At 65.0% G+C, this 25,018-nt stretch carries 23 protein-coding genes and 1 riboswitch; of the genes, 15 read left to right on the forward strand and 8 right to left on the reverse strand.

Annotated elements, in window-relative coordinates; translation table 11 throughout:
* Positions 1-84: 84 nt before the first annotated feature.
* The 5 genes from NYQ83_RS07465 to NYQ83_RS07485 all read left to right on the forward strand — a co-directional run bounded on the left by NYQ83_RS07465 (position 85) and on the right by NYQ83_RS07485 (position 5,958).
* On the forward strand, positions 85-1,584 hold the full coding sequence (locus tag NYQ83_RS07465) for a sugar ABC transporter ATP-binding protein (RefSeq protein ID WP_261213679.1): 1,500 nt from the start codon (positions 85-87) through the stop codon (positions 1,582-1,584).
* Positions 1,553-2,581, forward strand: a complete 1,029-nt coding sequence (locus NYQ83_RS07470) for an ABC transporter permease (protein ID WP_128292275.1) — start codon at positions 1,553-1,555, stop codon at positions 2,579-2,581. Before NYQ83_RS07465 ends, NYQ83_RS07470 begins: the two co-directional genes overlap by 32 nt.
* A gap of 87 nt (positions 2,582-2,668) precedes the next feature.
* Positions 2,669-3,655, forward strand: coding sequence for a substrate-binding domain-containing protein (locus NYQ83_RS07475; protein WP_261213680.1), 987 nt, complete (start codon positions 2,669-2,671; stop codon positions 3,653-3,655).
* Positions 3,656-3,761: 106 nt separating this feature from the next.
* Complete coding sequence (locus NYQ83_RS07480; RefSeq protein WP_261213682.1) at positions 3,762-4,814, forward strand: sugar phosphate isomerase/epimerase family protein; 1,053 nt, start codon at positions 3,762-3,764, stop codon at positions 4,812-4,814.
* A 10-nt stretch (positions 4,815-4,824) separates the two neighbouring features.
* Positions 4,825-5,958, forward strand: a complete 1,134-nt coding sequence (locus NYQ83_RS07485; protein ID WP_261213684.1) for a Gfo/Idh/MocA family protein — start codon at positions 4,825-4,827, stop codon at positions 5,956-5,958.
* Between the two features lie 37 nt (positions 5,959-5,995).
* Here NYQ83_RS07485 and nikE read toward each other — a convergent pair whose 3' ends face one another.
* The 7 genes from nikE to NYQ83_RS07520 form a co-directional block, all read right to left on the reverse strand.
* Positions 5,996-6,796 (reverse strand): nickel import ATP-binding protein NikE, encoded by an 801-nt coding sequence (gene nikE, locus NYQ83_RS07490; RefSeq protein ID WP_261213686.1) that lies wholly within the window; start codon positions 6,794-6,796, stop codon positions 5,996-5,998.
* Entirely contained in the window at positions 6,793-7,578 is a 786-nt protein-coding gene (nikD, locus tag NYQ83_RS07495; protein WP_261213985.1) for a nickel import ATP-binding protein NikD, read from the reverse strand. Before nikD ends, nikE begins: the two co-directional genes overlap by 4 nt.
* Complete coding sequence (gene nikC / locus NYQ83_RS07500; RefSeq protein ID WP_261213987.1) at positions 7,575-8,432, reverse strand: nickel ABC transporter permease subunit NikC; 858 nt, start codon at positions 8,430-8,432, stop codon at positions 7,575-7,577. Before nikC ends, nikD begins: the two co-directional genes overlap by 4 nt.
* 5 nt (positions 8,433-8,437) lie before the next feature.
* Complete coding sequence (gene nikB / locus NYQ83_RS07505; protein ID WP_261213688.1) at positions 8,438-9,382, reverse strand: nickel ABC transporter permease subunit NikB; 945 nt, start codon at positions 9,380-9,382, stop codon at positions 8,438-8,440.
* Between the two features lie 5 nt (positions 9,383-9,387).
* Entirely contained in the window at positions 9,388-10,968 is a 1,581-nt protein-coding gene (nikA, locus tag NYQ83_RS07510; RefSeq protein ID WP_261213689.1) for a nickel ABC transporter substrate-binding protein, read from the reverse strand.
* Between the two features lie 216 nt (positions 10,969-11,184).
* Positions 11,185-11,688 (reverse strand): nickel-responsive transcriptional regulator NikR, encoded by a 504-nt coding sequence (nikR, locus tag NYQ83_RS07515; RefSeq protein ID WP_261213691.1) that lies wholly within the window; start codon positions 11,686-11,688, stop codon positions 11,185-11,187.
* A 334-nt stretch (positions 11,689-12,022) separates the two neighbouring features.
* The gene (locus NYQ83_RS07520) at positions 12,023-12,817 is read right to left on the reverse strand and encodes an acyl-CoA thioesterase (protein WP_261213693.1); all 795 of its coding nucleotides are present in this window, start codon (positions 12,815-12,817) and stop codon (positions 12,023-12,025) included.
* 452 nt (positions 12,818-13,269) lie between these two features.
* A riboswitch (cobalamin riboswitch) is annotated at positions 13,270-13,469 on the forward strand.
* Positions 13,470-13,584: 115 nt separating this feature from the next.
* On the opposite strand from NYQ83_RS07520, the gene NYQ83_RS07525 reads away from it, so the two are divergent.
* The 6 genes from NYQ83_RS07525 to NYQ83_RS07550 all read left to right on the forward strand — a co-directional run bounded on the left by NYQ83_RS07525 (position 13,585) and on the right by NYQ83_RS07550 (position 19,973).
* Complete coding sequence (locus NYQ83_RS07525; protein WP_261213695.1) at positions 13,585-15,546, forward strand: TonB-dependent receptor plug domain-containing protein; 1,962 nt, start codon at positions 13,585-13,587, stop codon at positions 15,544-15,546.
* Positions 15,546-16,391, forward strand: a complete 846-nt coding sequence (locus NYQ83_RS07530; protein WP_261213697.1) for an ABC transporter substrate-binding protein — start codon at positions 15,546-15,548, stop codon at positions 16,389-16,391. The genes NYQ83_RS07525 and NYQ83_RS07530 overlap by 1 nt, the downstream gene beginning before the upstream one ends.
* Positions 16,388-17,413, forward strand: coding sequence for a FecCD family ABC transporter permease (locus NYQ83_RS07535; protein WP_409976960.1), 1,026 nt, complete (start codon positions 16,388-16,390; stop codon positions 17,411-17,413). The genes NYQ83_RS07530 and NYQ83_RS07535 overlap by 4 nt, the downstream gene beginning before the upstream one ends.
* Entirely contained in the window at positions 17,410-18,297 is an 888-nt protein-coding gene (locus tag NYQ83_RS07540) for an ABC transporter ATP-binding protein (RefSeq protein ID WP_261213699.1), read from the forward strand. The genes NYQ83_RS07535 and NYQ83_RS07540 overlap by 4 nt, the downstream gene beginning before the upstream one ends.
* Positions 18,298-18,336: 39 nt before the next feature.
* Positions 18,337-19,242, forward strand: a complete 906-nt coding sequence (locus NYQ83_RS07545) for a DUF1289 domain-containing protein (RefSeq protein ID WP_261213701.1) — start codon at positions 18,337-18,339, stop codon at positions 19,240-19,242.
* A 230-nt stretch (positions 19,243-19,472) separates the two neighbouring features.
* Positions 19,473-19,973 carry a DUF4405 domain-containing protein gene (locus NYQ83_RS07550; protein WP_261213703.1) on the forward strand — a complete coding sequence of 167 codons (501 nt, stop codon included), beginning with the start codon at positions 19,473-19,475 and terminating at the stop codon, positions 19,971-19,973.
* A gap of 86 nt (positions 19,974-20,059) precedes the next feature.
* Here NYQ83_RS07550 and NYQ83_RS07555 read toward each other — a convergent pair whose 3' ends face one another.
* The gene (locus NYQ83_RS07555; RefSeq protein WP_261213705.1) at positions 20,060-20,560 is read right to left on the reverse strand and encodes a hypothetical protein; all 501 of its coding nucleotides are present in this window, start codon (positions 20,558-20,560) and stop codon (positions 20,060-20,062) included.
* A gap of 140 nt (positions 20,561-20,700) precedes the next feature.
* Between NYQ83_RS07555 and NYQ83_RS07560 the strand changes: the two genes are divergently transcribed.
* The 4 genes from NYQ83_RS07560 to NYQ83_RS07575 all read left to right on the forward strand — a co-directional run bounded on the left by NYQ83_RS07560 (position 20,701) and on the right by NYQ83_RS07575 (position 24,962).
* The gene (locus NYQ83_RS07560; protein WP_128292258.1) at positions 20,701-21,360 is read left to right on the forward strand and encodes a response regulator transcription factor; all 660 of its coding nucleotides are present in this window, start codon (positions 20,701-20,703) and stop codon (positions 21,358-21,360) included.
* Positions 21,357-22,745, forward strand: coding sequence for a sensor histidine kinase (locus tag NYQ83_RS07565; RefSeq protein ID WP_261213708.1), 1,389 nt, complete (start codon positions 21,357-21,359; stop codon positions 22,743-22,745). Before NYQ83_RS07560 ends, NYQ83_RS07565 begins: the two co-directional genes overlap by 4 nt.
* Before the next feature lie 132 nt (positions 22,746-22,877).
* On the forward strand, positions 22,878-24,047 hold the full coding sequence (locus NYQ83_RS07570) for a mandelate racemase/muconate lactonizing enzyme family protein (protein ID WP_261213710.1): 1,170 nt from the start codon (positions 22,878-22,880) through the stop codon (positions 24,045-24,047).
* Positions 24,048-24,059: 12 nt separating this feature from the next.
* Entirely contained in the window at positions 24,060-24,962 is a 903-nt protein-coding gene (locus NYQ83_RS07575; protein WP_261213712.1) for a LysR substrate-binding domain-containing protein, read from the forward strand.
* Positions 24,963-25,018 lie beyond the last annotated feature (56 nt).

The raw sequence follows: 25,018 nt of genomic DNA on the forward strand, positions 1-25,018 counted from the left end.
GAAAATAAAAAAGGGCGTCGAGACAGGGCTCGGCGAGACGATCCGGCCCGCTCCCGCCCCTCAGGCGAAGGGAGGAAGGCCGTTATGGGCCTCGCCGTCGAGTTTCACGGGATCGCCAAGGATTTCGGCTCCGTGCGCGTGCTCCACGACGTCAGCTTCCGGCTGGAGGCGGGGCGCGTCTATGGCCTCATCGGCGAAAACGGCGCCGGCAAATCCACCTTGATGAAGATCCTCGCCGGCTACCACGAGCCGAGCGCCGGGACCGTCGTGATCGACGGTGAACCGGTCTCCTTTGCAAGCTCGCGCGAGGCGGAAGAGCGGGGCATCGTCATGGTGCACCAGGAGCTCAACCTCGCCGATGCGCTCACCGTCGTGCAGAACATGTTTCTCGGCCACGAGATCCGCAAAGGCCTCCTCCTCGACGAGAAGACGATGGCACGCCAGGCCGAGGCGGCGCTCGCACGTGTCGGCGCGCACAGCCATCCCGACGACCAGGTCGGCGATCTGATCGTGGCCGAAAAGCAGCTCGTGGAGATCGCCAAGGCGCAGGTCCGCCACACGCGGGTTCTCATCCTCGACGAGCCCACGGCGAGCCTCACGCCCAACGAATGCGAGCATCTCTTCAGCCTCATCGGCCAGCTGCGCGAAGAGGGCATCATCGTCCTCTACATCTCCCACAAGCTCGACGAGGTGGAGCGCGTCACCGACGAGGTGATCGTCATGCGCGACGGGCATTTCATCTCACAGGCGAAGACCGCCGAGACCTCGCGCGCCCGCATGGCGGCGCTGATGGTGGGGCGCGAGCTTGCCGACATGTATCCGCCCAAACGTCCCGTCGCCTCGGCCGGAGAACCGCTCCTGCGCGTTGAAGATCTTTCCGTCCCGGGCTGGGCGCAGAACGTCTCTTTCTCCCTGATGCCAGGTGAGATCCTGGGTTTTGCCGGCCTCGTCGGCGCCGGCCGCACCGAGCTTTTCGAAGGTCTTCTCGGGCTTCGCCCCCGCTCCTCGGGGCGCATCTTCATGGGCGGCAAGGAGGTGCGCATGGGCGATCCGCGCGCCGCCGCCCGGCTCGGGCTCACCTATCTTTCCGAAGACCGCAAAGGGAAGGGTTTGCATGTCGGACGCGTGCTGTCCGACAATCTCACCCTCCTCGATCTCAAGACCTACACCCATCCCTTCCTCTCCCCCCGGGAGGAACGGGCAGCCCTCGACCGCGCCGTCGACGAATTCGGCATCCGCGTCGGCGACCGGGAATGCCTTGCCTCGTCTTTATCGGGCGGCAACCAGCAGAAACTCGCGATCGCCAAATATCTCGCCCCGGAGCCGCAGATCTTCGTGCTCGACGAGCCGACCCGGGGCGTCGATGTCGGCGCCAAGCGAGACATCTATTTTCTCATCGACCGCCTCGCCGCCGAAGGGCGAGGCATCATCGTCATCTCATCGGAATTGGTGGAGCTGATCGGTCTCTGTCACCGCGTCATCGTCATGCGCGACGGGCGCGTGACGGCCGAAGTGCCCGCAGACCGCCTCAGCGAAGAGGAGCTACTCAGCCATGCCATCGGCACAAGAACCGCAGCCGAATGAGGCTGAGGGCCAAAGCGCCCGCGCCTCGGCGCGCCGCCGGCTCGGAAAATTCGATTTAAGCAGCCAGGGTCCGATCCTCGGCCTCATCCTGCTCGCCATCGTCGGCACCGCGCTCAATTCCGATTTCGCCAGTCTCGCCAACTGGATGAACGTGCTGACGCGGACTTCCTTCATCGGCATCATCGCCGTCGGCATGACCTTCGTCATCATCTCCGGCGGCATCGACCTCTCGGTCGGCTCCATGGTGGCGCTGATCGCCGGCAGCATCATCCTGGTGATGAACAGCCTCGCCATGCATATCGATGCGCCAGTCCTGGTGGTCATCGTCGGGATGGCGGTTTCGCTCCTCATGGGTGCCGCCTTCGGCACCATGCACGGCCTCCTCATCACCAAGGGGCGGATCGAACCCTTCATCGTCACGCTCGGCACGCTCGGCACGTTTCGCGCCGTCCTCACCTGGCTTGCCGATGGCGGCGCCATCACCCTCGATTTCGGTCTCTCGCAGACCTACGGGCCGGTCTATTATGGCACGGTTCTGGGCATCCCGATCCCGGTCTGGGTGTTCCTCGGCGTCGCCATCATCGGCACCGTGCTTTTGCGGCGCACCGCCTTCGGCCGCTATGTGCAGGCGATCGGCTCCAACGAGCAGGTGGCGCGCTATGCGGCGGTCGACGTCGATCGCGTCAAAATCCTCACCTACGCGTTTCTCGGTCTCTGCGTCGGCATCGCCACCCTCCTCTACGTGCCGCGCCTCGGCTCCGCCTCCCCCACGACCGGGCTCTTGTGGGAGCTCGAAGCGATCGCCGCGGTGATCGTCGGCGGCACCTCCTTCAAGGGCGGGTCCGGCCGCGTCACCGGCACCGTGATCGGCGCCATCCTTCTTTCCGTCATCGGCAATATCCTCAACCTGACGAGCATTATCAGCGTGCATCTCAACGCGGCCGTGCAGGGCATCGTGATCATTTCCGTGGCGTTTTTGCAAAGGCGGCGGCCCTGACGACATGGGCCGCACCCCAAGGACAAGACCGCCCGCAGGCGGCACTGACACAGAAGCAACGAATGCTATCGATGGGAGAACTATAGAATGTCCGTCCTTGCGTCTCTAACGCGCCGCTCGGCTCTCGCCCTGGCGCTCGGCACCTCGGCGCTGATCGCCCTGCCCGGCATCTCGGCAGCCCAGGAAAAGGTCAATCTCGGCGTCTCCATTCCCGCCGCGACCCACAGCTTCACCGCCGGCATCGTGTGGTGGGCGAACGAGGCCAAGAAAGACCTCGAAGCCGCCCATCCCGACGACCTCCAGATCACCGTCAAGACCTCGAGCGGCGCGCCGGAACAGGCGAACCAGCTTCAGGATCTCGTCACCGTCACCGGCATCAACACCCTCGTCATCTTCCCGTTTGAATCCGCCGCCCTCACCCAGCCCGTCGCTCAGGCGAAGAACAAGGGCGTCTATGTCACCGTGGTCGATCGCGGCCTGACAGATCCGAGCGCCCAGGACGCCTATATGGCCGGCGACAACACGGCCTTCGGCAAGATCCCGGCGGAGTATTTTGCCAAGAAGTATGACGGCAAGGCCAATATCGTGGCGCTGCGCGGCATTCCGACCACGCTCGACAACGAGCGCTGGGAAGCCTTCACCAGCGTCATCGACGAGCATCCCGACATGAAGATCCTCGACGCCCAGTACGGCAACTGGAACCGCGACGACGCCTTCAAGGTCATGCAGGACTTCCTGACCCGCTTCAAAGACATCGATCTCGTCTGGGCGGCCGACGATGACATGGCAATCGGCGTTCTCCAGGCGATCCGTCAGGCGGGCCGTGAAGGCGACATCAAGGAAGTCTTCGGCGGTGCCGGCGCCAAGGGCATGGTCAAGACGATCATGGATGACGACAATCCGCTCATCAAAGCCGACGTCTCCTATTCGCCGAAATTCATCTACGAGGCGATCAAGCGGACGGCCGAGGCGCGCCTCAAGGGCGAGGCCTTGCCGGAGACGACGATCCTTCCCTCTGAGCTGATCGACAAGTCGAACGCGGAAGACTTCTACTTCCCGGATTCGCCGTTCTGATCGTTTGAACGCCACATCGGGGCGGCCTTGCAACGAGGCCGCCCACCCCACCCTTGCCTCCGCCGTCACGGCGGACGGCAACCGACACCAAGACTGGGAGCCCGCGATGAAGACCCTGCGAGGACCGGCGATCTTTCTCGCCCAATTCGTCGGCGACACGCCGCCTTTCGACGACCTTTTCTCCATGGCGCGATGGGCTGCCGATCTCGGCTATCTCGGCCTGCAACTGCCGACGACGGCGGGCCTCTTCGATCTTGAAAAAGCGGCAGCCTCGAAGACCTATGCCGACGAGCTGAAGGGGCGCCTTGCCGAGGAGGGCGTGGAGATCACGGAGCTCTCCACGCATATCCAGGGCCAGCTCATCGCCGTCCATCCGGCCTATGACGCGCTCTTCGACGGCTTCGCGCCGGAAGAAGTGCGCGGCAACCCGCAAGCACGCAGGGAATGGGCGGACGAGCAATTGCGCCTGGCCGCAAAAGCCTCCGTCAATCTCGGCCTGACCGCCCACGCCACCTTCTCCGGCGCCCTCGCATGGCCCTTCATCTATCCCTGGCCGCAGCGCCCGGCGGGTCTCATCGACGAGGCTTTTGCCGAACTCGGCCGACGCTGGAAGCCGATCCTCGACGCCTATGACGAGGCCGGCGTCGATCTCTGCTACGAGCTGCATCCGGGCGAAGATCTCCATGACGGCGCGACCTTCGAGCGCTTCCTCGCCGAAGTCGGCGATCACCCGCGCGCCTCGATCCTCTACGACCCGTCGCATTTCGTGCTGCAGGCGCTCGATTATCTCGATTTCCTCGACATCTATCACGAGCGCGTGCGCGCCTTTCACGTGAAGGATGCCGAGCTTCGCCCGAACGGGCGTTCCGGCGTCTATGGCGGCTATCAGGGCTGGATCGACCGGCCCGGACGCTTCCGTTCGCTCGGCGACGGCATGGTCGATTTCAAGGCGATCTTCTCCAAGCTCGCCCAGTACGATTTCGACGGCTGGGCGGTTCTGGAATGGGAATGTGCCTTGAAACACCCCGAGGACGGAGCCCGCGAAGGCGCCCCCTTCATCCGCGACCACATCATCCGCGTCACCGAGCACGCCTTCGACGATTTTGCCCAAAGCGGCGCCGACGCGGCCACCAACCGCCGTCTGCTAGGCCTCACATAAGGACGATATTATGAGCCAACCCCGCATCCGTCTCGGCATGGTCGGCGGCGGCCCCACCGCCCTCATCGGGCCGGTCCACCGCATCGCCGCGCGCATGGACGATCGGTTCGAGCTCGTGGCCGGAGCCTTCGACAGCGATCCAGCGCGCGGCCGGGAGTTCGCCGAGACGCTGAGGCTGGCGCCCGAGCGCGCCTACGGCACTTACGAAGAGATGCTCGAAGCCGAAGCGGCGCGCGACGACAAGATCGACGCCGTCGTGATCGTGACGCCGAACTTCCTGCATTTCCCGGTCGCCAAGGCGGCACTGGAAGCCGGGTTCCATGTCATCTGCGAGAAGCCGATGACAACCACTTTGGAGGAGGCGAGAAGTCTCGCCGCGCTCGTAAAGGAGACCGGCAAGAGCTTCGTCCTCACCCACACCTATACCGGCTATCCGATGGTGCGGCAGGCGCGCGAGATGGTGGCGGCGGGCGAAATCGGCACCCTTCGCCGCGTGGAGGTCGAATATCTCCAGGACTGGCTCGCCACGGCTGTCGAAAACACAGGCTCCGAAGGCGCAGTCTGGCGCACCGATCCCGCCAAGGCCGGCCAGGGTGGCGCCATCGGCGATGTCGGCACCCATGCCTATAACCTCGCCGCCTTCGTGGCCGGCGAAGAGCCGACGCATCTCCTTGCCGAGCTTGCCTCCCTCGTTTCCGGCCGCTCCGTCGACGACGATGCGATGATCATGATGCGCTACGCCTCGGGCGCCAAAGGCGCGATCCTGGCGAGCCAGGTCCTGCCCGGCAACGGCAACAATCTCTCGATCCGCATCTATGGCGACAAGGGCGGGCTCGAATGGTGGCAGGAGCGGCCGGAGGAATTGTGGTTCACGCGTCTCGGCGAGCCGCGCCAGCTCCTGCGCCGCAACGGGGCGGGCGCGACCGCGGCCGCGATCGCCGGCAGCCGGGTGCCGGCCGCCCATCCCGAAGGCTATCTGGAGGCTTTCGCCAACATCTACCGCGACGCCGCCGACGCGCTTCGCTCTCCGCCGGGCTCTGAATTCATCCCCAACGCCAATGACGGCGTGCGCGGCCTCGCCTTCGTCGCCGCCTGCCTCGCCTCCGACCGTGCGGGCAACGTCTGGACGAAAATCGAAGATTAGGCGTTGAGGCCGGCCCGCGCGATCGGGCCGGCTGTCATTATTGCGCGGCGGCGCGCCTTTCCGGCAAAGGCGGAAGCACGGCGTCCTTCAAAAGCAGCGACGCCGGATGCGTGAGCGCGGCGAGCGAGCCGGTCGGCACTTCTTCGACGATCCGGCCCTCGTCCATGACGACGACGCGTTCGGCAAATCTTTCCGTCAGCCGCAGATCATGGGTGACGAAGAGATAGGCGATCCCCTCGCTTTTCTGGAGTTTTGCAAGGAGCGCGATGGCCGAGGCCTGGAGATGGACGTCGAGGTCGGAAACGGCCTCGTCGAGGATGATCAGCTTCGGCCGCGGCGCCAGCGCACGTGCGATGCAGACGCGCTGCAACTGCCCGCCGCTCACTTGTGACGGCAGCATGCCGGCGATGGAGGCCGGAAGCTCCACCATCTCCAGCAATTCGCTGATGCGTGCCTCGCAGGCTCGCCCGTCGAGATCCGTCAGATGGCGAAGCGGCTCGGCGATGATCGCACGCATGTCGAAGCGCGGATCGACGGCACTGACGGAATCCTGAAAAACCATCTGAACGTCGCGGCGAAAGGCGCGCCTTTGCGCCCGCGTGAGATGCCGCAGATCATCGCCGCGGTAGAAGACCTGGCCGCGACCGGGCTGCTCCAGCCCGCACAAGAGACGGGCGAGCGTGCTCTTGCCGCAGCCGCTGCGCCCGAGAAGGCCGACGGTCTCGCCTTCTTCGATCGATAGCGAGACCCCGTCGAGCGCCATACGCGAGGCGCTCGCACCGACGAGCGAGTAGGTCTGGTAATGCTTTGCGACATTCTCGGCGCGCAGAAGGCTCATTCTGCCAGCTCCATTCCGTAGCGCGCGAGATGCGCCCCGACGAGCATGCGCGTCACGGGATGCTTCGGCCGGTGGAAGATCTCATCGACGGAGGCCGTCTCCACCAGGCGGCCATGGTCGAGCACGGCGACATCGTCGGCAAGCCGGGCGACGACGCCCATATCGTGCGTGACGAGGAGAACGCCGAGATCGTGCTCGCGCACAAGCCCTTCCAGCAGAGCGAGGATGCGCATCTGCACGACCACGTCGAGATCCGTCGTCGGCTCGTCGGCGACGAGAAACGGCGCCTCGCTCAAAAGCGCGATGGCGATCATCATCCGCTGCAGCATCCCGCCGCTCATCTCGAACGGGTAGAGGCCGAGAACGGCCTCCGGCTCGTCGAGCCCCACCTCGCGCAAGGCGGCTTCGATCTTTCCCTCCGCATCGCGGCGCGATCGGCCGATCGCCGTCAGCGTCTCCATGACATGCTCGCGCATGGTCTTGACCGGATTGAAGGCGCTGCGCGGGTTCTGCATGATCGTGGCGACCGTTCGCCCCCGCAACCTCTCGGCGGGGCGAACCTCGTCATCGACCAAGATGCGCCCGCCGATCCGTGCGACGCCCGGCGGCAAAACCCCGAGCGCCGCCGAGCAGCTCAGCGATTTTCCGGAACCGCTCGCGCCGACGAGCGCAAGCACACGCCCGCGCGTCAGCTGCAAGGAGAGATCGTCGACGAGCAGGCGGAAGGTTTCGGCGCCGGTCGCGATCGTCAGATTTTCGAGCGTGAAATGCTTCGGTGTCAGTGACAATGCTCGGCCCTCAAATGCGGATCGAGACGGTCGCGCAAGACATCGCCCAGAATGTTGAAGGCCATGACGCTGATGAAAAGCGCAAATCCCGGCCAGAAGATCAGCATCGGCGCGGTCCACACGAACTGGCGGGCATCGCTGATCATCACGCCCCATTCGGCGGTGGGCGCCGTCACGCCGAGGCCCAGAAACGACAGGCCCGCGACGTGCAGCATCATGTGGCCGATATCCAAGGTCGCGAGCACGAGGAGCTGCGACAGCGTCGCCGGCAGAAGATGCTCGACGAAGCTGCGCGTGCGGCTCGCCCCGGCGAGGCGCGCGGCCATGAGGAACTCGCGATGGCGCAGCGACAGCACGATGCCGCGGACGATGCGCGCATACCAGGCCCAATGCGAGAGCGCGATGGCGATGACGACATTGACGAGACCGGTGCCCAGCATGCCGATCATGAACAGCGCCAGGACGAGCGTCGGAAACGTCAGAAAAACGTCGGTGATGCGCATGATCACCTGATCGATGCGGCCGCCGATGAAGCCGGAGGCACCGCCGATCGTGATGCCGAGGACGAGGATGATGGCAAGCGACACCGCGACCGATCCGAGCGAGACGCGCGTGCCCGCGATCAGTCGGGAAAGAATGTCCCGGCCGAGATGGTCGGTTCCGAGCCAATGGGCCATGTCCGGCGACATCAGCCGGTCGCCCAGCTCCACCTGGTTCGGATCGTAAGGCGAAATCCACGGGCCGAAGACGGCCGCAAAGACAAGCACCCCGACGATGGCGAGGGCGAGACGCACCGTTGTCCGTCCGCCCCAGGCGCGCCAGCGCGCGGCCTTCATGGGAAGAGCCATGTCGGTCATTTGACGCCCTCGGAGGACAGCCGGATGCGCGGATCGGCAACGGCATAGACGATGTCGACGATCAGATTGCAGACGACGAAAATCACCACCATCATCAGCGTAAAGCACTGGATGACCGGATAATCCCGGTTGAGGACGGCGGACACGGCATAGCGCCCGACACCCGGCCAACCGAAAATGCTCTCGATGATCAAGGTGCCGCCGAGCATCTCGCCGATATGCATGCCGATCGCCGTGATGATCGGCAGCCAGGCGTTGCGGAGGATGTGCGAGCGCTCGACCTTGCGCTCAGAAAGCCCCCGCAGCCTTGCGTAGCGCACATGCCTCTGGCCTGCGACTTCCAGCATGCTCGCACGCAGCAAGCGCGCGTTGATCGCGAGCGACATGAAGGAAATGGCGACGGCCGGCATGACGATGTGCGAGAGACCGCCGCGGCCCATGGACGGCAGCCAACCGAGCTCGACCGAGAACAAGAGGACGAGCAGGAAGCCGAGCCAGAAATTCGGCATCGAGACGCCGACGAAGGCGAGAAGCCTCACGGCCTGGTCGGGCCAGCGCTCGCGGTAGCGCGCCGCCCAGACGCCGAGGGGGATCGAGATGACGAGGGTCAGGGCGAGCGCCACGCCGGCAAGCTGAAGCGTCGCCGGCAGGTAGTGCAGAAGGTCCGGCAGAACCGGCCGCTGCGTCGCGAAGGAGACGCCGAAATCGAGGTGCAAGGCGTTGTTCAGCCAGTCGAAATACTGAACGAAGATCGGCTGATCGAGACCCAGCATCTGGCGCGCGTCCTCGAGCGCCTGCGGCGTCGGCGGCACTTTCGAAAGCCGCAGATAATCCATCGCCGGATCGCTCGGCCCGAGCCTCAAGAGCAGGAAGATGACGAGTGAGGCGCCGAACAGCATCGGGACGAGCAGCAGAACCCGCTTCAGGATGAAACCCGCCATGGAGATCAATTCTCCTGCGGCTTGAGACGATCGAACGGGATCTCGCTCGACAAGGCGCCGAAAGGCACGTCGCCGACTTCCGGCTTCGCGACAGCAATCGCCGTGACATAGGTCAGGGGCAGATAGACGGCCTCTTCGTGCAGACGGGTGAAGATGTCGCGATAAAGCTCCTGGCGGGCTTTCTCATCCGTCGAGACCAGGACCTCGCCGATTTCGGCGTCGATCTTCGCCTTATCGGCGAGGCCTTGCTGCGCCTCGTAATCGGCATGCGAGGGGATGCGCATGGAGCTCACGAACGCATGCGGATCGTAGGGCGCGCCCCAGGTCATGTTGAAAATCATTCCGAAGCGGCCGTCGCGCTGGCGCGCATAGATGCTGCTTTCTTCCTCGCCCGTCAGCTTGACGTCGATGCCGACCTTGCGAAGGTCGCCCTGGATGATTTCTGCCATGGATTTCGCTACGGCATCCGTTCCCGGAAAGCAGAGCTCGATCGCCAAGGGCTCGCCGTCCTTCTCGCGGATCGCCCTGTCGCTTTCGGCGTGCCAGCCATCCTCTTCGAGCAGCCTTTTCGCCTCTTCCGGATCGAAGAGGTACGGCTTCAGGCCGATATCGGCATAGGGAACGTTGGGAGCGAAGAGCGTGTCGGCGCGGAGCTGCGTATCGTACAGCACCGTGGAGATCATCTTGTCCTTGTCGACGGCGTGATTGATCGCCTTGCGCACGGCGAGGTCGCGCGTCGCGCCGCGATTGGTGTTGAGCGCCAGCATCTTGGTTTCGTAGGGCTCGGAGAGCTCCGTCGTGTAGATGCCCATCTGCCGAAAGCGCTCGAAGGTATCGGGGGTGATCGGCCCATCGACGCCGTAAATCAGATCGATCTCGCCGGTCTCGAAGGCGATCGCCCGCGTGTTCGGATCGGAGATCACCTTCACGACGATTTTCTCGTAAGCCGGTTTTTCGCCCCAATAGCTGTCGTTTCGCACGAACACGTCCCGGTCGCCGAGGCGGGTTTCCTGAAGCTTCCAGGGGCCGGTTCCGATAGGCTCGAGAATGCCGTCCTTCGTGCCGCCGTTCTTGAACATGGAAGGTGCGATGAAACGGAAGGGACGCGGCAGCGCGAGCTCCTGCAGCAGCGGGTAATAGCTGTCCTTCAGCGTCAGTTTGAGCGTGTCGCTGTCGACGGCCTCGACGGAAACGATCTGGTTGGCGAGCTCGAGCCAGGCATGGCGCGATCGATTGGCCAGAATGGCGTCGAAATTGGCCTTGGCCGCCGCCGCATCGAACACCTCTCCGTTGGAGAAGGTCACGCCTTTGCGCAGCTTGAACGTATAGGTCTTGCCGTCGTCCGAAGATTGCCAGGATTGCGCCAGGCACGGCTCCAGCGTGCCGTCGGCGCGGTAGCGCACCAGCGGCTCGTAGACCATGTTCTGCGCGAACATCTGGTTCGGGGAATAAAGATGCGGGTTGAGCCAGCCGACATTGACCGGCCACGAAAAGGTGAGGGTCGCACCGGCTGAGGCCGACGCATGCGGCACGAGTGAAAGGGCTGCGCCCACACAGAACGCGATCACGCGGAGAGTTTTAAACATCGGCCTTGAGGGGAGAAGGACGGAGTATGAACTATTTCAGTACCCTCATACTTCCCCTGCGTGTCAACCCCGCCGGCAGGGACCCTGCCCTGCGGGTCCCCGAAAAAAGCATGGCGTTTCGCAGGGTCAAACGACCGCCCATGCGGCTTCCCCGCTCAGCCGTTTCGAACCGCAAGTTTCACGTGGGCGGAATGGTGTTAGCGGCGAAAAGGCCGCTCAATGCTCATGGTCATCGTGAGACCCGCCGGAATGCGGGGAAGCGTCCCCTCCAGCCGCCAAGGCTCCCGTCAGGGGGCCGCTCAGCCGTCCGATCAGCGGGATGATGTGGAGTTTGCCATAGCGCACGCCCCGCTGGCTGCTGACACTGTCGGCAAATTTGCGCAAATTCCCCGCAGTGCCGGCGAGAAGCGACACCTCGAGGCAGTTCTGTGCATTGATGTGCACATGCGTCGTGGCGATCGACAGCGCATGATGCGCGTGATGATTGTCCGTGAGCCGGTTCGGCAGGTCGCGGATCGCGTGATCGTACACATAGGTGAGTGAGCCGTAGCAGAGCTGGTCGTTGCCGAGTGGCTCTCCCGATTCGGTCGCCTCGCGCGCCAGAACCTCGCGGGCCATGTCGCGCAACGCCTCGGAGCGGCTTTGATAGCCGCGCTCTTCGCTCAAAGCGTCGATCTCCTTGAGGAGGTCTTCTTCGAGAGTGATGGTGATCCGTTCCATACCGCCTGCCATTGGCGCCGTCTGTCCGACACTATGGCCCAGGAATAGCCGCGACCGCGTCGGAAAACGAGCCCGCAACGGTTTGCCGTCAACCGATCGCATTGGGGGCGGATGAAAGGCCTCGCCAAGCGATGCGGACCCGCCGCGCCCCGAAAGGCCCAGGACCGCAGCGCCAGATCTGCGCCCGGATCGCGGGCTGAAGAACGAGAATCCCCCTCGTCGTCGCCTATTGGCGGCAGGGTGCGCTCGTGGATCGGGCGCCGTGAAACGACTGAGGCTCGCGCCCGCCTCGCCTCATCCGACCGACGGCATCCCCTTAAATCCCAAAAAGCGCTCAGGCGATCGCAACCGGACGGTGGGCCTCGTCGACGGCGACCATCACGAACGTCCCCTTGCCGCACAGCCTGCGGTTTTCCGACAGGAGTGCCTCGGCAATCATCGTCACCTCGACGGTCATCGAGGAGCGCCCGGTCGCCACGATCGAAGGGTTGAGCTCGATCATCTCGCCGGCGACGACCTGATCCATGAAATCGACGCGTTGCGAGGCGGCCATGACGACGATTTTTCGGCAATGTCGGGTCGCTGCGACGAACGCGGATTTGCCCATCGCGGCAAGGACGTGGCCGCCATAGAGGCTGCCGTAATGGCTCGTCTGATCGGGAAAGACGATTTCGCAGGAGCCGCTTTCAGACACGGGCATCTCGGGTTCGTCCGACAGGGGTGGCAGCGCGCCGCCATACCGCTCTAACGTATCGGCGGCCACCATGTTGAAGATGCCCCGCGTCGACAAGCGCCGTTCGCCGGACAACGGCGCCTCGGCGAAGAGATCGACCTCGACGCCAAGCGAACGGCGGCCGACACGCACCACCTTTCCCGTCAGCTCGACGATTTCCCCAACATGCGCCGGGACGTGAAAATCGATGCGTTCGCAGGAGGCGGTGACGAAGTCGACATGCGCGTAACGCGAGGCGACGAGGAAGGCGACCTTGTCCATATGCGCAAGGCCGATGCCGCCGAAGAGCGTGCCATGGTGATTGGCGTCGCCGGGAAAGACGAAGTCGATCAGTCGGGTAAAGCCGTTGGCGGGACGCCCCAACCCGTTCTCCGAGCTTTTCTCCGGCGCGTTCATTGCGCGCTCCCCGCCGTTTCAGCACGCAAATGCTCTGCTGCCATGATCATGTCGAGACCTCCCCATCCCAAGCGCTCAAGCTGCCCTGCCTCGCCGGCGCCGCAGAAGCCGCGCAAACCTCACCCAAGGGGCGCAGGGCCTGAGCACCTTCCCGCGTCAAGCGCACCGCAGCGCACACCGTCAAGGCGGACTTTCTGCCGATCGCTCAGGCGCAACCTCTCACGCCCAATCTATCCGCCCGACCTATGGGAAGCCCCACGAAACCCGGCAAAGGCCCCGTGTGCGCCCCGCCTCTGCGGCCTTTTGCCCCCTCTCCCAGAGCCATCCATTCTCGCAGGAGGCCGCGCCGCCGGGCGCCATCGGCAAGCTTCATCCTTCGCCGCCAAAAGCGAAAGCGACTTCCAATCAAGCCCATGCGCCTGCGATTCATCTTGACGCGACGGTCGCGATCGTGGTCCCGTCCTTTCGACGGTGCCTCTTTGGAGGCTCAAAAGGGAACGCGGTGCGGGCGATGCTCAAATCCGCGACTGTCCCCGCAACTGTGAGCGGTGAATCGCTCGTCACAATGCCACTGGCCCCGAGGGTACCGGGAAGGCGGCGACGCGATCATGACCCGCAAGTCAGGAGACCTGCCGTCAACCGTGGTCACGCGCGGTCACGTCGGTCGGGGTGTGCCGATGGGGTAGACTTCATGCGCACGCGCCCATGAAGCGTCCTCGATCGCGGTGATGTGCCAACCGGCCGTGCGCCGCCCTTGAGGTCGTCCCGTGTTTTTCTCCCGCCCCCCGCGTGAAGGCGTTCCGCCGCAACGCTTCGTCGCCGTTTGTGCCGGCTTTTTCGTCGCCGCCGGCATCTCTCCGGCCGCCGCGCAGGACGATGACGTCATCGAACTCCCCGAACTCTCCGTCACGGCGAACCTGACGGCGACGCCGCTCACGCAGGTCGGCAGCGCCGTGACCGTCATCACTGGCGAGGAGCTGAAACAGCAGAACATCCACGACGCGACGGAAGCGCTGCGTCAGGTGCCGGGTGTGATCGTCAACGCGGCCGGCCCACGCGGCCAGTTCACGCAGCTTCGGATCCGCGGCTCTGAAGGCAACCAGACCAAGATCTTCGTCGACGGCATCCCCGTCAACGACCCGGCGCGCGGTTCGGAATTCGATTTCGCGCATCTTCTTGCCGACAACATCGAGCGCATCGAGGTGCTGCGCGGGCCGCAGAGCGCGCTCTACGGCTCCGACGCGATCGGCGGCGTCGTCAACATCATCACCCGGCGCGCCGAACCCGGCACGCATCTGACGGGCCGCCTCGAAGCCGGTTCGCACAAGACGCTGAGCGGCAACGCCACGATCGGGACGGCCGGCACCAACTACGATTTTCTCGCCGGCGCCTCCGGCGTACGCACCGACGGCATCTCGGTCGCCGATGAACGCCTCGGCAATCCGGAAGACGACGGCTACGAAAACGGCACCCTCTTCGCCAAGGGCGGCGTCGACGTCACCGACTGGCTGAACCTTTCAGGCGTTGCACGCTACACGCGCCTGCGCACCGATCTCGATTCGGAAGGGTTTCTGCCCTCCGTCGGCCATACCGGCCCGCTCGATTCCAATCAGGACATGAAGGGCGACCAGCTTTTCACCCGCGCTCAGGCGAAGGTGACGCTCCTCGACGGTCATTGGGAACAGCTCGCCGGCATCTCCTACACCGATCAGAACCGCGATTATCGCGATCTCGACCCGACCACGGTCACGAGCACTTACGAAGGCGAACGGCTGCAGTTCGATTACCGCTCGACCTTCATGTTCGATACGCCCGCCATCGCCAATGCCGGGCATACGCTCACGTTTGGGGTCGAGCGGGGTGAAGACAGCGCCGTCTCCGACAGCGCCTGGTCGTCCTTCGATCGCTCCATCACCTCGACGGGCTTCATCGGCCAGTATCAGCTCAGCCTGTTTGAGGACCTGTCGCTGACGGCGGGCCTCCGCCACGACCTGAACGACGTCTTCGAGGATGCCACCACCTACCGGCTGACCGGCGCCTACAATTTCCGCCAGACCGGCACCAAGCTCCACGCCTCCTACGGCACCGGCGTGAAGAACCCGACGCTCTTCGAACTCTACGGCTACACCAACACCTATCGCGGCAATCCGGATCTCGAGCCGGAAGAGGCGAAAGGCTTCGACGTCGGCGTCACGCAGGCCTTCTGGGCGAACCGCGCCTCGCTCGACGTCACCTATTTCAATCAGGAGATCTCCAACCTCATCACCGGCTCGGGCCAGTCCTCGATCAACCAGCCGGGAGAATCCAAGATCGATGGCGTGGAAGTCGCCCTGACGGTGGAGCCGGTCGACAATCTGACGGTGACAGGCTCCTACACCTATACGGACGGCGAGGATCCGACCGGCGACGAATTGATCCGCCGGCCGCAGAACGTCGCCAGTCTGGTCGTCAACTACGCCTTCCTTCAGGGCCGCGCCAACGTCAACGTGTCGGTCGATTACAACGGCGAGCAGAAGGACTGGGTGTGGACCGACGCCCTTTACGTGAACCGCGAGACGCTCACCCTCGACCCCTACACGCTCGTCGATGTCGCCGCCTCCTACGACATCACCGACAACACCCAGATCTACGGGCGCGTGGAGAACCTCCTCGACGAAAAGGCCTATGATCAGTGGGGTTATGACCGGGAAGGCGTCAGCGCCTATGCCGGAGTTCGGCTGACATTCTAATGCCTGGGCCTTGGCTCACGTATTGTCTGGCAGCCGTTGCGGTCCTCGCCGTCGCCGATGCTCCTCCGGCGGCGGCGAGGCCGCAGCACATCGTCTCGATCAATCTGTGTGCCGATCAGCTTCTGATGCGGCTTGCAGATCCCGATCAGATCGCCTCACTCAGCTATTTCTCGCGCGACGCCTCCATGTCGAACCTCGCCGAGGAGGCCCGCGCGTTTCCGCGCAATCGCGGCCTCGCCGAGGAGGTGATGCGCTACAAACCCGACATGGTCTTTGCCGGGCGCTATACGAAACGCGTCACCGTCGATCTGTTGAAGCGGATCGGCGTCGATGTCGTGGAACTCGACGTGCCGCGCTCGCTTCCCGACATCGAAGCCCAGATCCGCCGCGTTGGCGCCGAGCTCGGCCAGGAGGCGCGAGCGGAGGCATTGGTGCAGGAGATGGAGGCGCGGCTTGCGACCGAAGAGGTTCCGGCCTCCGAGCGCCCGTCGGCGATCGTCTACGAACCGAACGGCTATACGGTCGGCGCCGGCTCGATCATCAACGTCCTCATCTCGCTCGCCGGCCTTGAAAATCTCGCCGCCGAAAAAGGACTTGAAAGCTACAGCCGGTTGCCGCTCGAAAAACTCGTGGCCCTGTCGCCCGATGTGCTCGTCGTCGGCGATTATCGTGACGCGCCGGCCGTCGCCAACGAGATCCTGCACCATCCGGTCCTCTCGCGCATGCCGCGGCCGATGGAGATAGTTTCCGTCCCGCAGCGTCTGTGGATGTGCGGAGGACCGGACATCTTCAAGGCGGTCGAGGTCTTGCGCCAGGCGGCCGACAAAGCGAGGGCGCGGCAATGAGTGAGATCGCGCTTCAAGCCACCAGGTCGGCGGCCGGCTACCGCAGGCTCCTCGGCGTCCTGTCGCTCATGCTTCTCGTCGCCTTCGTCCTGTCGCTTGCCATCGGCTACGGCCCCTTCGATTTCGGTGCCGCGCTCAACAGCGCGCTCTCCGGAAAGGACGATCTCGGCGCCCTCGTCCTTATAGAAATCCGGCTGCCGCGGGCCCTTCTCGGGCTCTTCGTCGGCTTCGCGCTCGGTCTTGCCGGCGCCGTGATGCAGGCGTTCTTGCGCAATCCGCTCGCCGAGCCCGGCATCATCGGCATTTCAGGGGCCGCCGCCTTCGGCGCCGTCGTCATCTTCTATTCCGGGCTTTCCGCCGTCTCCTCGCTGCTTCTGCCCATCGGCGGGATCGTTGCGGCCCTTGCCGCCGGCCTTCTTCTTTTCGCCGTCGCCGGGCGGAACGCCAACACGGCGACGCTCATCCTCGCCGGCATTGCGGTGAACAGTCTCGCCGGGGCCCTCGTCTCGCTCGTTCTCAACCTGTCGCCCAATCCCTTCGCGGCCACCGAAATCATGTTCTGGCTGATGGGCTCGTTCGCCGATCGCAGCCTGACGCATGTCGCCATCGCGCTCCCGCCGATCTTCGCCGGCTGCATCGCGCTCTTCTTGACGTCGCGGGCGCTCGATGCCCTGGCGCTCGGCGAGGATACGGCGACGAGCCTCGGCTTCGATCTGCGCATCACCCGCGCCCTCCTCGTCGGCGGGGTGGCCCTCGCCGTCGGCGGCGCCGTCGCCGTCAGCGGCACGATCGGCTTCGTCGGTCTCGTCGTGCCACATCTCTTGCGCCCCTTCGTCGCCTACCGCCCGAGCCTGCTTCTGCCGGCAAGCGCGCTCGGCGGCGCGATCCTGACGCTTTCCGCCGACATCGCCGTGCGTCTCATCCCGACGCAGCCGGAACTGAAACTCGGCGTCGTCACGGCCGTTATCGGAGCACCCTTCCTGTTCTCACTCGTCTGGCGCATGCGTGGAGACCTCAGATGATCATCTCAGCCTCCGGCATCGGCGTGAAAAGAGGCGAGGCGACGATCCTGCAGAGTGTCGACTTCGTCGCGCGCGCCGGCGAAGTGGTCGGGCTCATCGGCCCGAACGGCGCCGGCAAATCGACCCTGCTCGAGGTCATCGCCGGTCTGCGCAAACCGGAACTCGGCCAGGTCTTCTACGACGGCAAGCCCGCCGCATCCGTGCCGCGACGCAGCCTGGCGCGCCGCCTCGCCTATCTGAAGCAGGATGCCACCGTCGACTGGCCTCTCTCTGTCGAAAAGGTCGTCGCTCTCGGCCGCCTGCCCTATTCCGGCCTCTTCGCCGCGCACGACAGGCGCGCCGATGACAGAGCCATCCGCGCCGCAATGGAGACGGCCGGCATCGCCCAGTTCGCGGAGCGCAACGTGCAGACGCTCTCCGGCGGCGAACGCGCCCGGGTTCTCCTCGCCCGCGCGCTCGCCGTCGAGGCGGAGACGCTTCTCGCCGACGAACCCGTCGATGCGCTCGACCCCCTGCATCAGCTCAATGTCATGGAACTCCTGCGCAGAACCAGAGACCGCGGCACCGGCATCGTCGTCGTGCTGCACGACCTCACCCTCGCCTCGCGGTTCTGCGACCGTCTCGTGCTCCTCGATCGCGGCCGGGTCGCCGCCGAAGGCGCGCCGCAGGATGTTCTCACCGACGACATCCTCGCCCAATGTTACGGCGTGCGTGCCTTGACCGGCACCCATGCGGGAGGGCGTTTCATCGTGCCCTGGCAGAAAGCCTCACACCCATCGCACGATTTGAAGACGGACCGCCTCGCCCCGCCCCTGATCGCCAACGGGCACGGCCGTATCGTGCCCCTCAATGGCACGCCGCAACGGCGGACCCTCGATTCCTGAAGGCCCATTCTCCCCAGGGCCGTTTGACGAAGGATAAGAATGAACAACCCTCAAGGAATTCCCGACCTTTCACCCAGCGCCTCCTCGCGCCGCCCGGTCAGCCCGTGCACCGGGGTTTGCGAGATCGATTCAGACAGCGGCTTTTGTCGCGGCTGTGCGCGGACGAGCGACGAGATCGCCATCTGGAGCCGCGCGCCCGACGATCTCTTGCGCAAGATCACCGCGGTTCTGCCGGCGCGTCGCGCCGATCTCGGCATCAAGATCGCCCGTCTCGACTGGGACGAGGAGGAGATCGCACGGTTCATGCGCGACACGCTGCGTCCGGGAAAGGGTCGCTGGGTCTTCGGCATCGATGGCGCCTTCGGCGAATTCGCGATCGGAGCCGGCGAACAGCCCGAGGTCAAGAACGCCCTCACCGTCGCCACACAGACGGGCGCGATGCGCCTGCGGCTGCCGGAGAAACTGCGCGCCTTCGCCTTTGAGGAAGGCAAAGCCATCGTCATGGCGCTGCCCCGCGGCAGGCTGCAACCGCCCGCGGGCGTGACGCTCAATGCCGCCGGACCCGACCAGGGCGCCATTCGCGAAGGCGATCGCGACGCGCTCGCTTTCGAGCTCGGTTTCGGCAGCCCCGTCGCCCGCGTCTTCGTCCGCACGAAGGATCAGGCACTGCAAAAGCGGCTTCAGGAGCTGGAAGGAGAGCCGTGGCAGCGGGTCCTCGCCGAGGCCGGCCAAGAGATCCGGGAAGGCTCCGCCGACCGCATCATCCTGACATCGGTCGGCCGCATGGAAGTCTATGCTCGCTCCACCGCCCCGGACATCCGCCAGCCGCAAGGCCCCCGCACGGAGCTTCAGGCGGAGGCGATCGAAGGCGGGCGGGAGATGCCGGGAGAGATCGAGCTTCCGAAAGCCTATGCGCCCTGCGCCATCTTCTATCCGGCCCGCTAGGTGACGAGGGCAGCGCCGATTGCTTCGGCGCTGCCATGGCCGGCAATTTGCCGCGCCCCGACTGATCGCTTCCTGACAGTCTCCACCTGCCTCCGTCAGCTCATCGTAAGGCAGGGGGCGCATCGCTCCTGACAGACGCCCGCGCGGGACACCGCAGCGCGGCGCCGAAGCGAAGACACCCAAACGAGAGACATGGGCCCAAGCCGGCCCGGTCCTGTCAGGAGATTTCAATGCCCTCCCTCATCAACCGTTACGCGACGCCCTTCATCACGGGTCTTTTCATCGTGTCCCTGGTGTCAGGCATCGCCCTCTTCTTCCATGTCGGCCCGAGCGGCTTTCACGGCATGCACGAATGGCTGAGCATGGTGCTCATCCTGCCCTTCGTCCTGCACCTCTGGAAAAACTGGCGGCCGCTGACGAATTACTTCAAGCGCTCGCCCATGGTGATCGCCCTTGCCGTCTCGCTGCTCATTTCTCTGCCCTTCCTCATGCCGACGAGCGGTGAAACGCGCAAAGGACCTCCCCCCTTCGCCTTTTCGCATCAGATCCTGACGAATTCGGCCGATGCCGTCGCGCCGCTTCTTGGCATGACGGGCGACGACGTGACGGCCCGTCTGCGCACGGCCGGCGTCGAGATCTCAGATCCCAACCAGCCGATTGCCGAGGCGATTTCCAAGAGCGGGGCCAACGAGATGCGGGCGATCGGCGCCCTTCTGACGCCGGCGAGCTGACGCCGCTTTTGCCTCACCCCCCAAACGATGAGGGCCCGACGCGATCTGCGCCGGGCCCTTTTTCAATCCGCCTTCAGTGAAGCGGATCAGATCTTGCCGAAATAGCTGCTCGGCGATGCGCCACCGTTCGGGGCCTGCGGAGCGGACGGCCGGCGGTCGTCCCAGCGCTCGAAGCGGCGATCGTCCCGGCGGTCATAACCCGGCCACTGGTCGCCGCGGCGGTCATCACGGCGATCGAAGCGGGGCCGCTGGTCATTGTTGCGACCGTTCATGCCCTGCTGAGAATTGCCCGGCCTCGCGCGATCGAAGTTGCGGCTGCAGACGCTGCCGTCGCACATGCCATTGCGCGGGTCGTTGCGAGGGCGGGCCTGGCCGCCGTGCTTGCCGTGCTTCTGATAGGCGTGGGAGCGATATTGCTGGTTGGAGCGGCCCCAATCCGAACGCGGGCTGCAATCGCCGTTGCGGTTGGCCGTCTGCTGCATCGCGATCGGCGAGGCGCCGTCTGGCGATGCGGCCATGCTTGCCGCGGGGGCGAACAAGGTGGCGGCCGCAAGCACGCCGGCGAGAAGGGTCTTTCTGGATGTCATTTCTTTCTCCATGACGTTGTTGATGTCATGAAGATCGGCGCGCCGTCTGATCACGCGCTGACGGCGCAGCCAAAATGCTGTCAGCTTCCTGTCAGGCAGATCACGCAGAACGTCGGAAGCAGAACAGAAGGTGGATTGGAATGCGCGTCCTTCTCATCGAGGACGACACGGTTCTCGGGGCCGCGGTGCGAGATCAGATCAAGGCCGACGGCCATTCCGTCGACTGGGTCACACGCCTCGACGACGCCCGCGACACGCTCTCCGCCGGAATCTTCGATCTCATCCTCCTCGACCTCATGCTGCCGGACGGGCGCGGCGTGCCATTTCTCAAGAACCTGCGTACGAGCGGGGCCGTCACGCCCGTCATCATCCTGACGGCGCTCGACCAGATTTCCGACCGCATCGACGGGCTCAATGCCGGCGCCGACGATTACATCGTCAAGCCGTTCGATCTCGACGAACTCTCCGCGCGGATCGGCTCCGTCGCCCGGCGCTATTCAGGAAATCCCAATCCCATCGTGACGCTCGGGCCGCTCGACATCGACCTCGCCGCCCGCAGCATCCACCGCGACGGCAAGGCGGTGGCGCTGACGGCCCGCGAATGGGCGCTGTTTGAAGCTTTTGTGCAGCGCCCGGGCCAGCTCCTGTCCAAGGCCCAGCTGGAAGAGCGGCTTTATTCCTTCGACGATACGGTCGACAGCAACGCCATTGAGGTGCATGTCAGCCGCCTGCGCAAGAAGCTCGGCCGCGACATCATCGAGACCGAACGCGGCCTCGGCTACCGTCTCGGCCATCCATGAACGCGCCGCGCTCCCTTCAGCTTCGCCTCGCGCTCGCGCTCGGTCTCGCCGTCACGATCCTGTGGCTCGCGGCGGCAAGCTTCACGGCCGAAAAGCTCCGTCACGAAATGGACGGGCTCTTCGACGCGGCGCTGAAGGACGCGGCCCAGCGCATACTGCCGCTCGCCATGCACAGCCGCCGCGCACATCGGCGCGACGAGGCATCCCGAGACGACGAGCGCCGTGATCGCCGTGGCGGGCCGGCACGAGCGGAGCGCATCGCCCGGCTGCACAAGGACGACCGCTTCTTCACCTGGGTTGTGCGCGACCGGAAGGGCGAGACGGTGCTGCGCTCGGCCAATGCCGACAAGGAGGCCTTTCCTCCCTTCACCCGCGAGGGGTTCCGACAGACGGCGACGCACCGCCTTTACTATGATGCGGCCGGTCGCGACGGGCTGACGATCGCGGTTGCCGAACCCCTCTCCCACCGGACCGCCATGGCGCGCGAGATGCTTCTCTCGCTCGGGCTGCCGCTCGTCATCGTCATCCCGCTCAGCCTGGCGGCGATCTTCTTTGCCGTGCGCACCAGCCTGCGGCCTGTCCGGCGGCTGCGCGCCGATCTCGCGCAACGCGGCGCCCGCAATCTTGCAGCGCTTTCGGATCGGGGCCTGCCGAGCGAGCTTGAGCCGATCGTTCAGGGCATGAACCAGCTTCTCGACAGACTGCGTGCCGCCTTCGAGGCGGAACGGAGTTTCGCCGCCAACGCGGCGCATGAATTGCGCACGCCGGTCGCCGGCGCGATCGCGCAGGCCCAAAGGCTGCGCGCCGAAACTAAGGACGCAAGTGCTGCCGAGCGCGCGAAGGAGATCGAGACAACGCTGAAGCGGCTCAATCTCCTGTCGGAAAAACTCATGCAGCTCGCACGTGCCGAGGGCGCCAGGCTGCGCACCGACACGCCCGCCGATATGCGGCCGATCCTGAAGCTCGTCGCGGATGATTTCGCCCGCATCGGCGCAGCACCCCGCCTGCATCTTGAGATGCCGGACGAGCCGGTCCTGTCCGACCTCGAACGCGACGCTTTCGGCATTCTCTGCCGCAACCTCATCGAAAACGCCCTGAAGCACGGACGTGCGGGCGAACCGGTCGATATCGCGCTGTCGCAGGCCGGCATCCTGGCGGTCGCCAATGCCTGCCCGCCGGTGGCGGAAGAGGATCTAGCCCGCCTCACGACCCGCTTTGCGCGCGCCAGCGACAAGAAGGATGGCAGCGGCCTCGGCCTTGCCATCGTGCGCACCATCGCCGAGCGCGGCGGCGGCGAGCTCGCCTTCGCCTCGCCGATCCCCGGCAAGACTGAGGGTTTCGAGGTTCGCTTCACGCTGCCCCGTTCCGAAGCCGCACCGGCGTGACGCGCAAACGCGAACAGCCCCTTGAAGGCAATCCCACGATTGTTCTTTTAGTCAAATAAGAGACTGGCCAAACGATCGATCACAACAGAGACTGACCGCAATGCCATCCACAACAGAGCGGCACCTGCGATCATGTTTTTGAAGTCTGCTGAAATCTTCGCGCTCAAAAGCGGCGGTATCAATCCGGTGCTGCTGCGCCTGACGACCGACAGCGGTGTGGTCGGCCTCGGAGAAGCTGCCGTCGCCTATGGTGTCGGCGCCAAGGCCGCCGCGGCGATGCTGCAGGAGCTCGCCGAACGCTTTCTACGTGGGGGCGTCGATCCCTATCGCACCGAAAGCATCGCTGCGAGCATCAAGGATTTCAGTTTCTGGGCGAAGGGCGGCGGGCCGATCCTGCATGCGGGATTGAGCGCCATCGAACAGGCTCTCATCGACATCAAGGCACGCAGCCTCGACGTTCCTGTCTACGAGCTCTTGGGCGGGCGAATGCGCGACACGCTGAGAACCTATGCCAATGGCTGGTATTTCGGCTGCAGCTCGGATCGAGAACTGCCCGCGGCCGCCGAGCGAACCGTCGCTGACGGCTATTCCAGCCTGAAATTCTATCCCTTCGCAGAAATCCTCGACGACGGACGCCTCCGCCATCCCTCCCTGCGCGGCAGCGACGATCCCGATCTCGTCAAGCGAGGTGTCGCCCTTGTCGCTGCGGTGCGCGAAGCGGTGGGGCCGGATGTCGAATTGCTGCTCGATCTCTCCGCTGGCCTCACGCCCTTCGATGCGATCCGCTTCTGCCACGAGATCGAAAAATACGACGTGGCCTTCGTCGAAGAACCGACCGAACCCGACGATTTGAATGCGCTCAAGCTCATCTCGGAGCGCGTGTCGCAGCCGATCGCCGTCGGCGAGCGCCTCTATGGCCGCCAGGGTTTTCGCGATCTCCTGGAAAGCCGCAGCGTCGCCATCCTGCAGCCCGACCTCGGCAATACGGGCGGCATCTGGGAGGCTCGCAAGATCGCCGCGATGGCGGAAGCCTATGGCCTCAAGGTCCAGCCGCATATCTGCGCCAGCTCGCTGTCGACAGCGATCGGTGCGCATTTCAGCGCCTCGATCCCGAATTTTTACGTCCAGGAGCACTTCCCCTATTGGGCGCGGGTGCCCGGCTATGTGGAAGTGCTGCAAGACCCGCTCGAGCCGCGGGTCCAAAACGGCTGCCTCCCCGTCGACGACCGGCCGGGCTTCGGCGTCGACCTCGATGATGAGAGAATTGCCGACTTTCTGTTCTGTCGGATCGATCTCACCTGAAGCGAGGCAGCCTTGAACCTTCAACAGCTCGCAGCTTTCCGCGCCGTCATGATGACCGGCACCGTCAGCGGCGCCGCCGAAGTTCTGGGGCGCAGCCAGCCGGCGGTGAGCCGCATGCTGGACCGGCTGGAGGCGGATCTCGGCCTCACCCTCTTTGAGCGCCGCAAGGGCCTGATCATGCCGATGCCGCAGGCGCGCCGGCTGCTCGACGAGGTCGAGCGCGCCTATGTCTCGCTCGATTCCCTGCAGGCGCTCGCGACCCGGCTCGCCAAGGGCCAGGGCGACCAGGTCAACCTCGCCATCCTTCCGGCCCTTGGGCTCAGCTTCATGCCGCGCGTCATCGCAAGATTCCGCGACGAGCGGCCCGGCACCCGCGTCAGCCTCGCCATCCGCATGTCACCCACCGTGGAGGAGTGGGCGGCCGGCCAGCAGGTCGATTTCGGCTTTGCCGAGATGCCGGTTCGTCGAACCGGCTTCGATACCGAGATCTTCTCCGATTCCCCCTATGTGGCGGCGGTGCCGAGCGACCACGATCTCGCGGATCGCTCCTGTCTTGGGCCGGCCGACCTCGCCAAAGGGCCCCTCATCTACTGGACGCCCTTCGTCGCGGCGCGCCATCTTCTCGATCAGGCACTCATCACTTCCGGGGTGCGCGTGGAGGCGCTGTGCGAAACGAGCCTCTCGGGCGCCGCCTATGAGATGGTGAAGCAGGGCCTCGGCATTGCCGTCATCGATCCCTACACGGCAATCCTTCAGCGCGACGATCGCATCCGCCTCATTCCCTTCCGCCCGGCCATTCCTTTCAGCGTAGCACTGCTTCGGCCGCAATTTCGTGCGGCAAGCCCGGCGGTCGAGCGCATGCTCGTGCTGGCAAAAGCGGAGCGGGACAAAGTGCTTGCCGAGGTTCCGTCCTGACCCGGGCGCCGCATCCCGATCTCGGTATGCCTTTTGCGCATAACCATCGACATATT

Origin of the sequence: Afifella sp. JA880, assembly GCF_025379905.1 — a bacterium.
Lineage (GTDB): Bacteria > Pseudomonadota > Alphaproteobacteria > Rhizobiales > Afifellaceae > Afifella > Afifella aestuarii.

Excerpts from the sequence above, each read along its gene's own strand:
- NYQ83_RS07535 (WP_409976960.1), top strand. The coding sequence starts at position 16,388 with ATGAGTGAGATCGCGCTTCAAGCCACCAGGTCGGCGGCCGGCTACCGC.
- nikR (WP_261213691.1), bottom strand. The coding sequence starts at position 11,688 with ATGGAACGGATCACCATCACTCTCGAAGAAGACCTCCTCAAGGAGATC.
- NYQ83_RS07470 (WP_128292275.1), top strand. The coding sequence starts at position 1,553 with ATGCCATCGGCACAAGAACCGCAGCCGAATGAGGCTGAGGGCCAAAGC.
- NYQ83_RS07530 (WP_261213697.1), top strand. The coding sequence starts at position 15,546 with ATGCCTGGGCCTTGGCTCACGTATTGTCTGGCAGCCGTTGCGGTCCTC.
- NYQ83_RS07555 (WP_261213705.1), bottom strand. The coding sequence starts at position 20,560 with ATGACATCCAGAAAGACCCTTCTCGCCGGCGTGCTTGCGGCCGCCACC.
- NYQ83_RS07550 (WP_261213703.1), top strand. The coding sequence starts at position 19,473 with ATGCCCTCCCTCATCAACCGTTACGCGACGCCCTTCATCACGGGTCTT.
- nikC (WP_261213987.1), bottom strand. The coding sequence starts at position 8,432 with ATGGCTCTTCCCATGAAGGCCGCGCGCTGGCGCGCCTGGGGCGGACGG.
- nikE (WP_261213686.1), bottom strand. The coding sequence starts at position 6,796 with ATGAGCCTTCTGCGCGCCGAGAATGTCGCAAAGCATTACCAGACCTAC.
- NYQ83_RS07540 (WP_261213699.1), top strand. The coding sequence starts at position 17,410 with ATGATCATCTCAGCCTCCGGCATCGGCGTGAAAAGAGGCGAGGCGACG.
- NYQ83_RS07545 (WP_261213701.1), top strand. The coding sequence starts at position 18,337 with ATGAACAACCCTCAAGGAATTCCCGACCTTTCACCCAGCGCCTCCTCG.
- NYQ83_RS07480 (WP_261213682.1), top strand. The coding sequence starts at position 3,762 with ATGAAGACCCTGCGAGGACCGGCGATCTTTCTCGCCCAATTCGTCGGC.
- nikB (WP_261213688.1), bottom strand. The coding sequence starts at position 9,382 with ATGGCGGGTTTCATCCTGAAGCGGGTTCTGCTGCTCGTCCCGATGCTG.
- NYQ83_RS07570 (WP_261213710.1), top strand. The coding sequence starts at position 22,878 with ATGTTTTTGAAGTCTGCTGAAATCTTCGCGCTCAAAAGCGGCGGTATC.
- NYQ83_RS07560 (WP_128292258.1), top strand. The coding sequence starts at position 20,701 with ATGCGCGTCCTTCTCATCGAGGACGACACGGTTCTCGGGGCCGCGGTG.
- NYQ83_RS07465 (WP_261213679.1), top strand. The coding sequence starts at position 85 with ATGGGCCTCGCCGTCGAGTTTCACGGGATCGCCAAGGATTTCGGCTCC.
- NYQ83_RS07565 (WP_261213708.1), top strand. The coding sequence starts at position 21,357 with ATGAACGCGCCGCGCTCCCTTCAGCTTCGCCTCGCGCTCGCGCTCGGT.
- NYQ83_RS07475 (WP_261213680.1), top strand. The coding sequence starts at position 2,669 with ATGTCCGTCCTTGCGTCTCTAACGCGCCGCTCGGCTCTCGCCCTGGCG.
- nikA (WP_261213689.1), bottom strand. The coding sequence starts at position 10,968 with ATGTTTAAAACTCTCCGCGTGATCGCGTTCTGTGTGGGCGCAGCCCTT.
- NYQ83_RS07485 (WP_261213684.1), top strand. The coding sequence starts at position 4,825 with ATGAGCCAACCCCGCATCCGTCTCGGCATGGTCGGCGGCGGCCCCACC.
- NYQ83_RS07520 (WP_261213693.1), bottom strand. The coding sequence starts at position 12,817 with ATGAACGCGCCGGAGAAAAGCTCGGAGAACGGGTTGGGGCGTCCCGCC.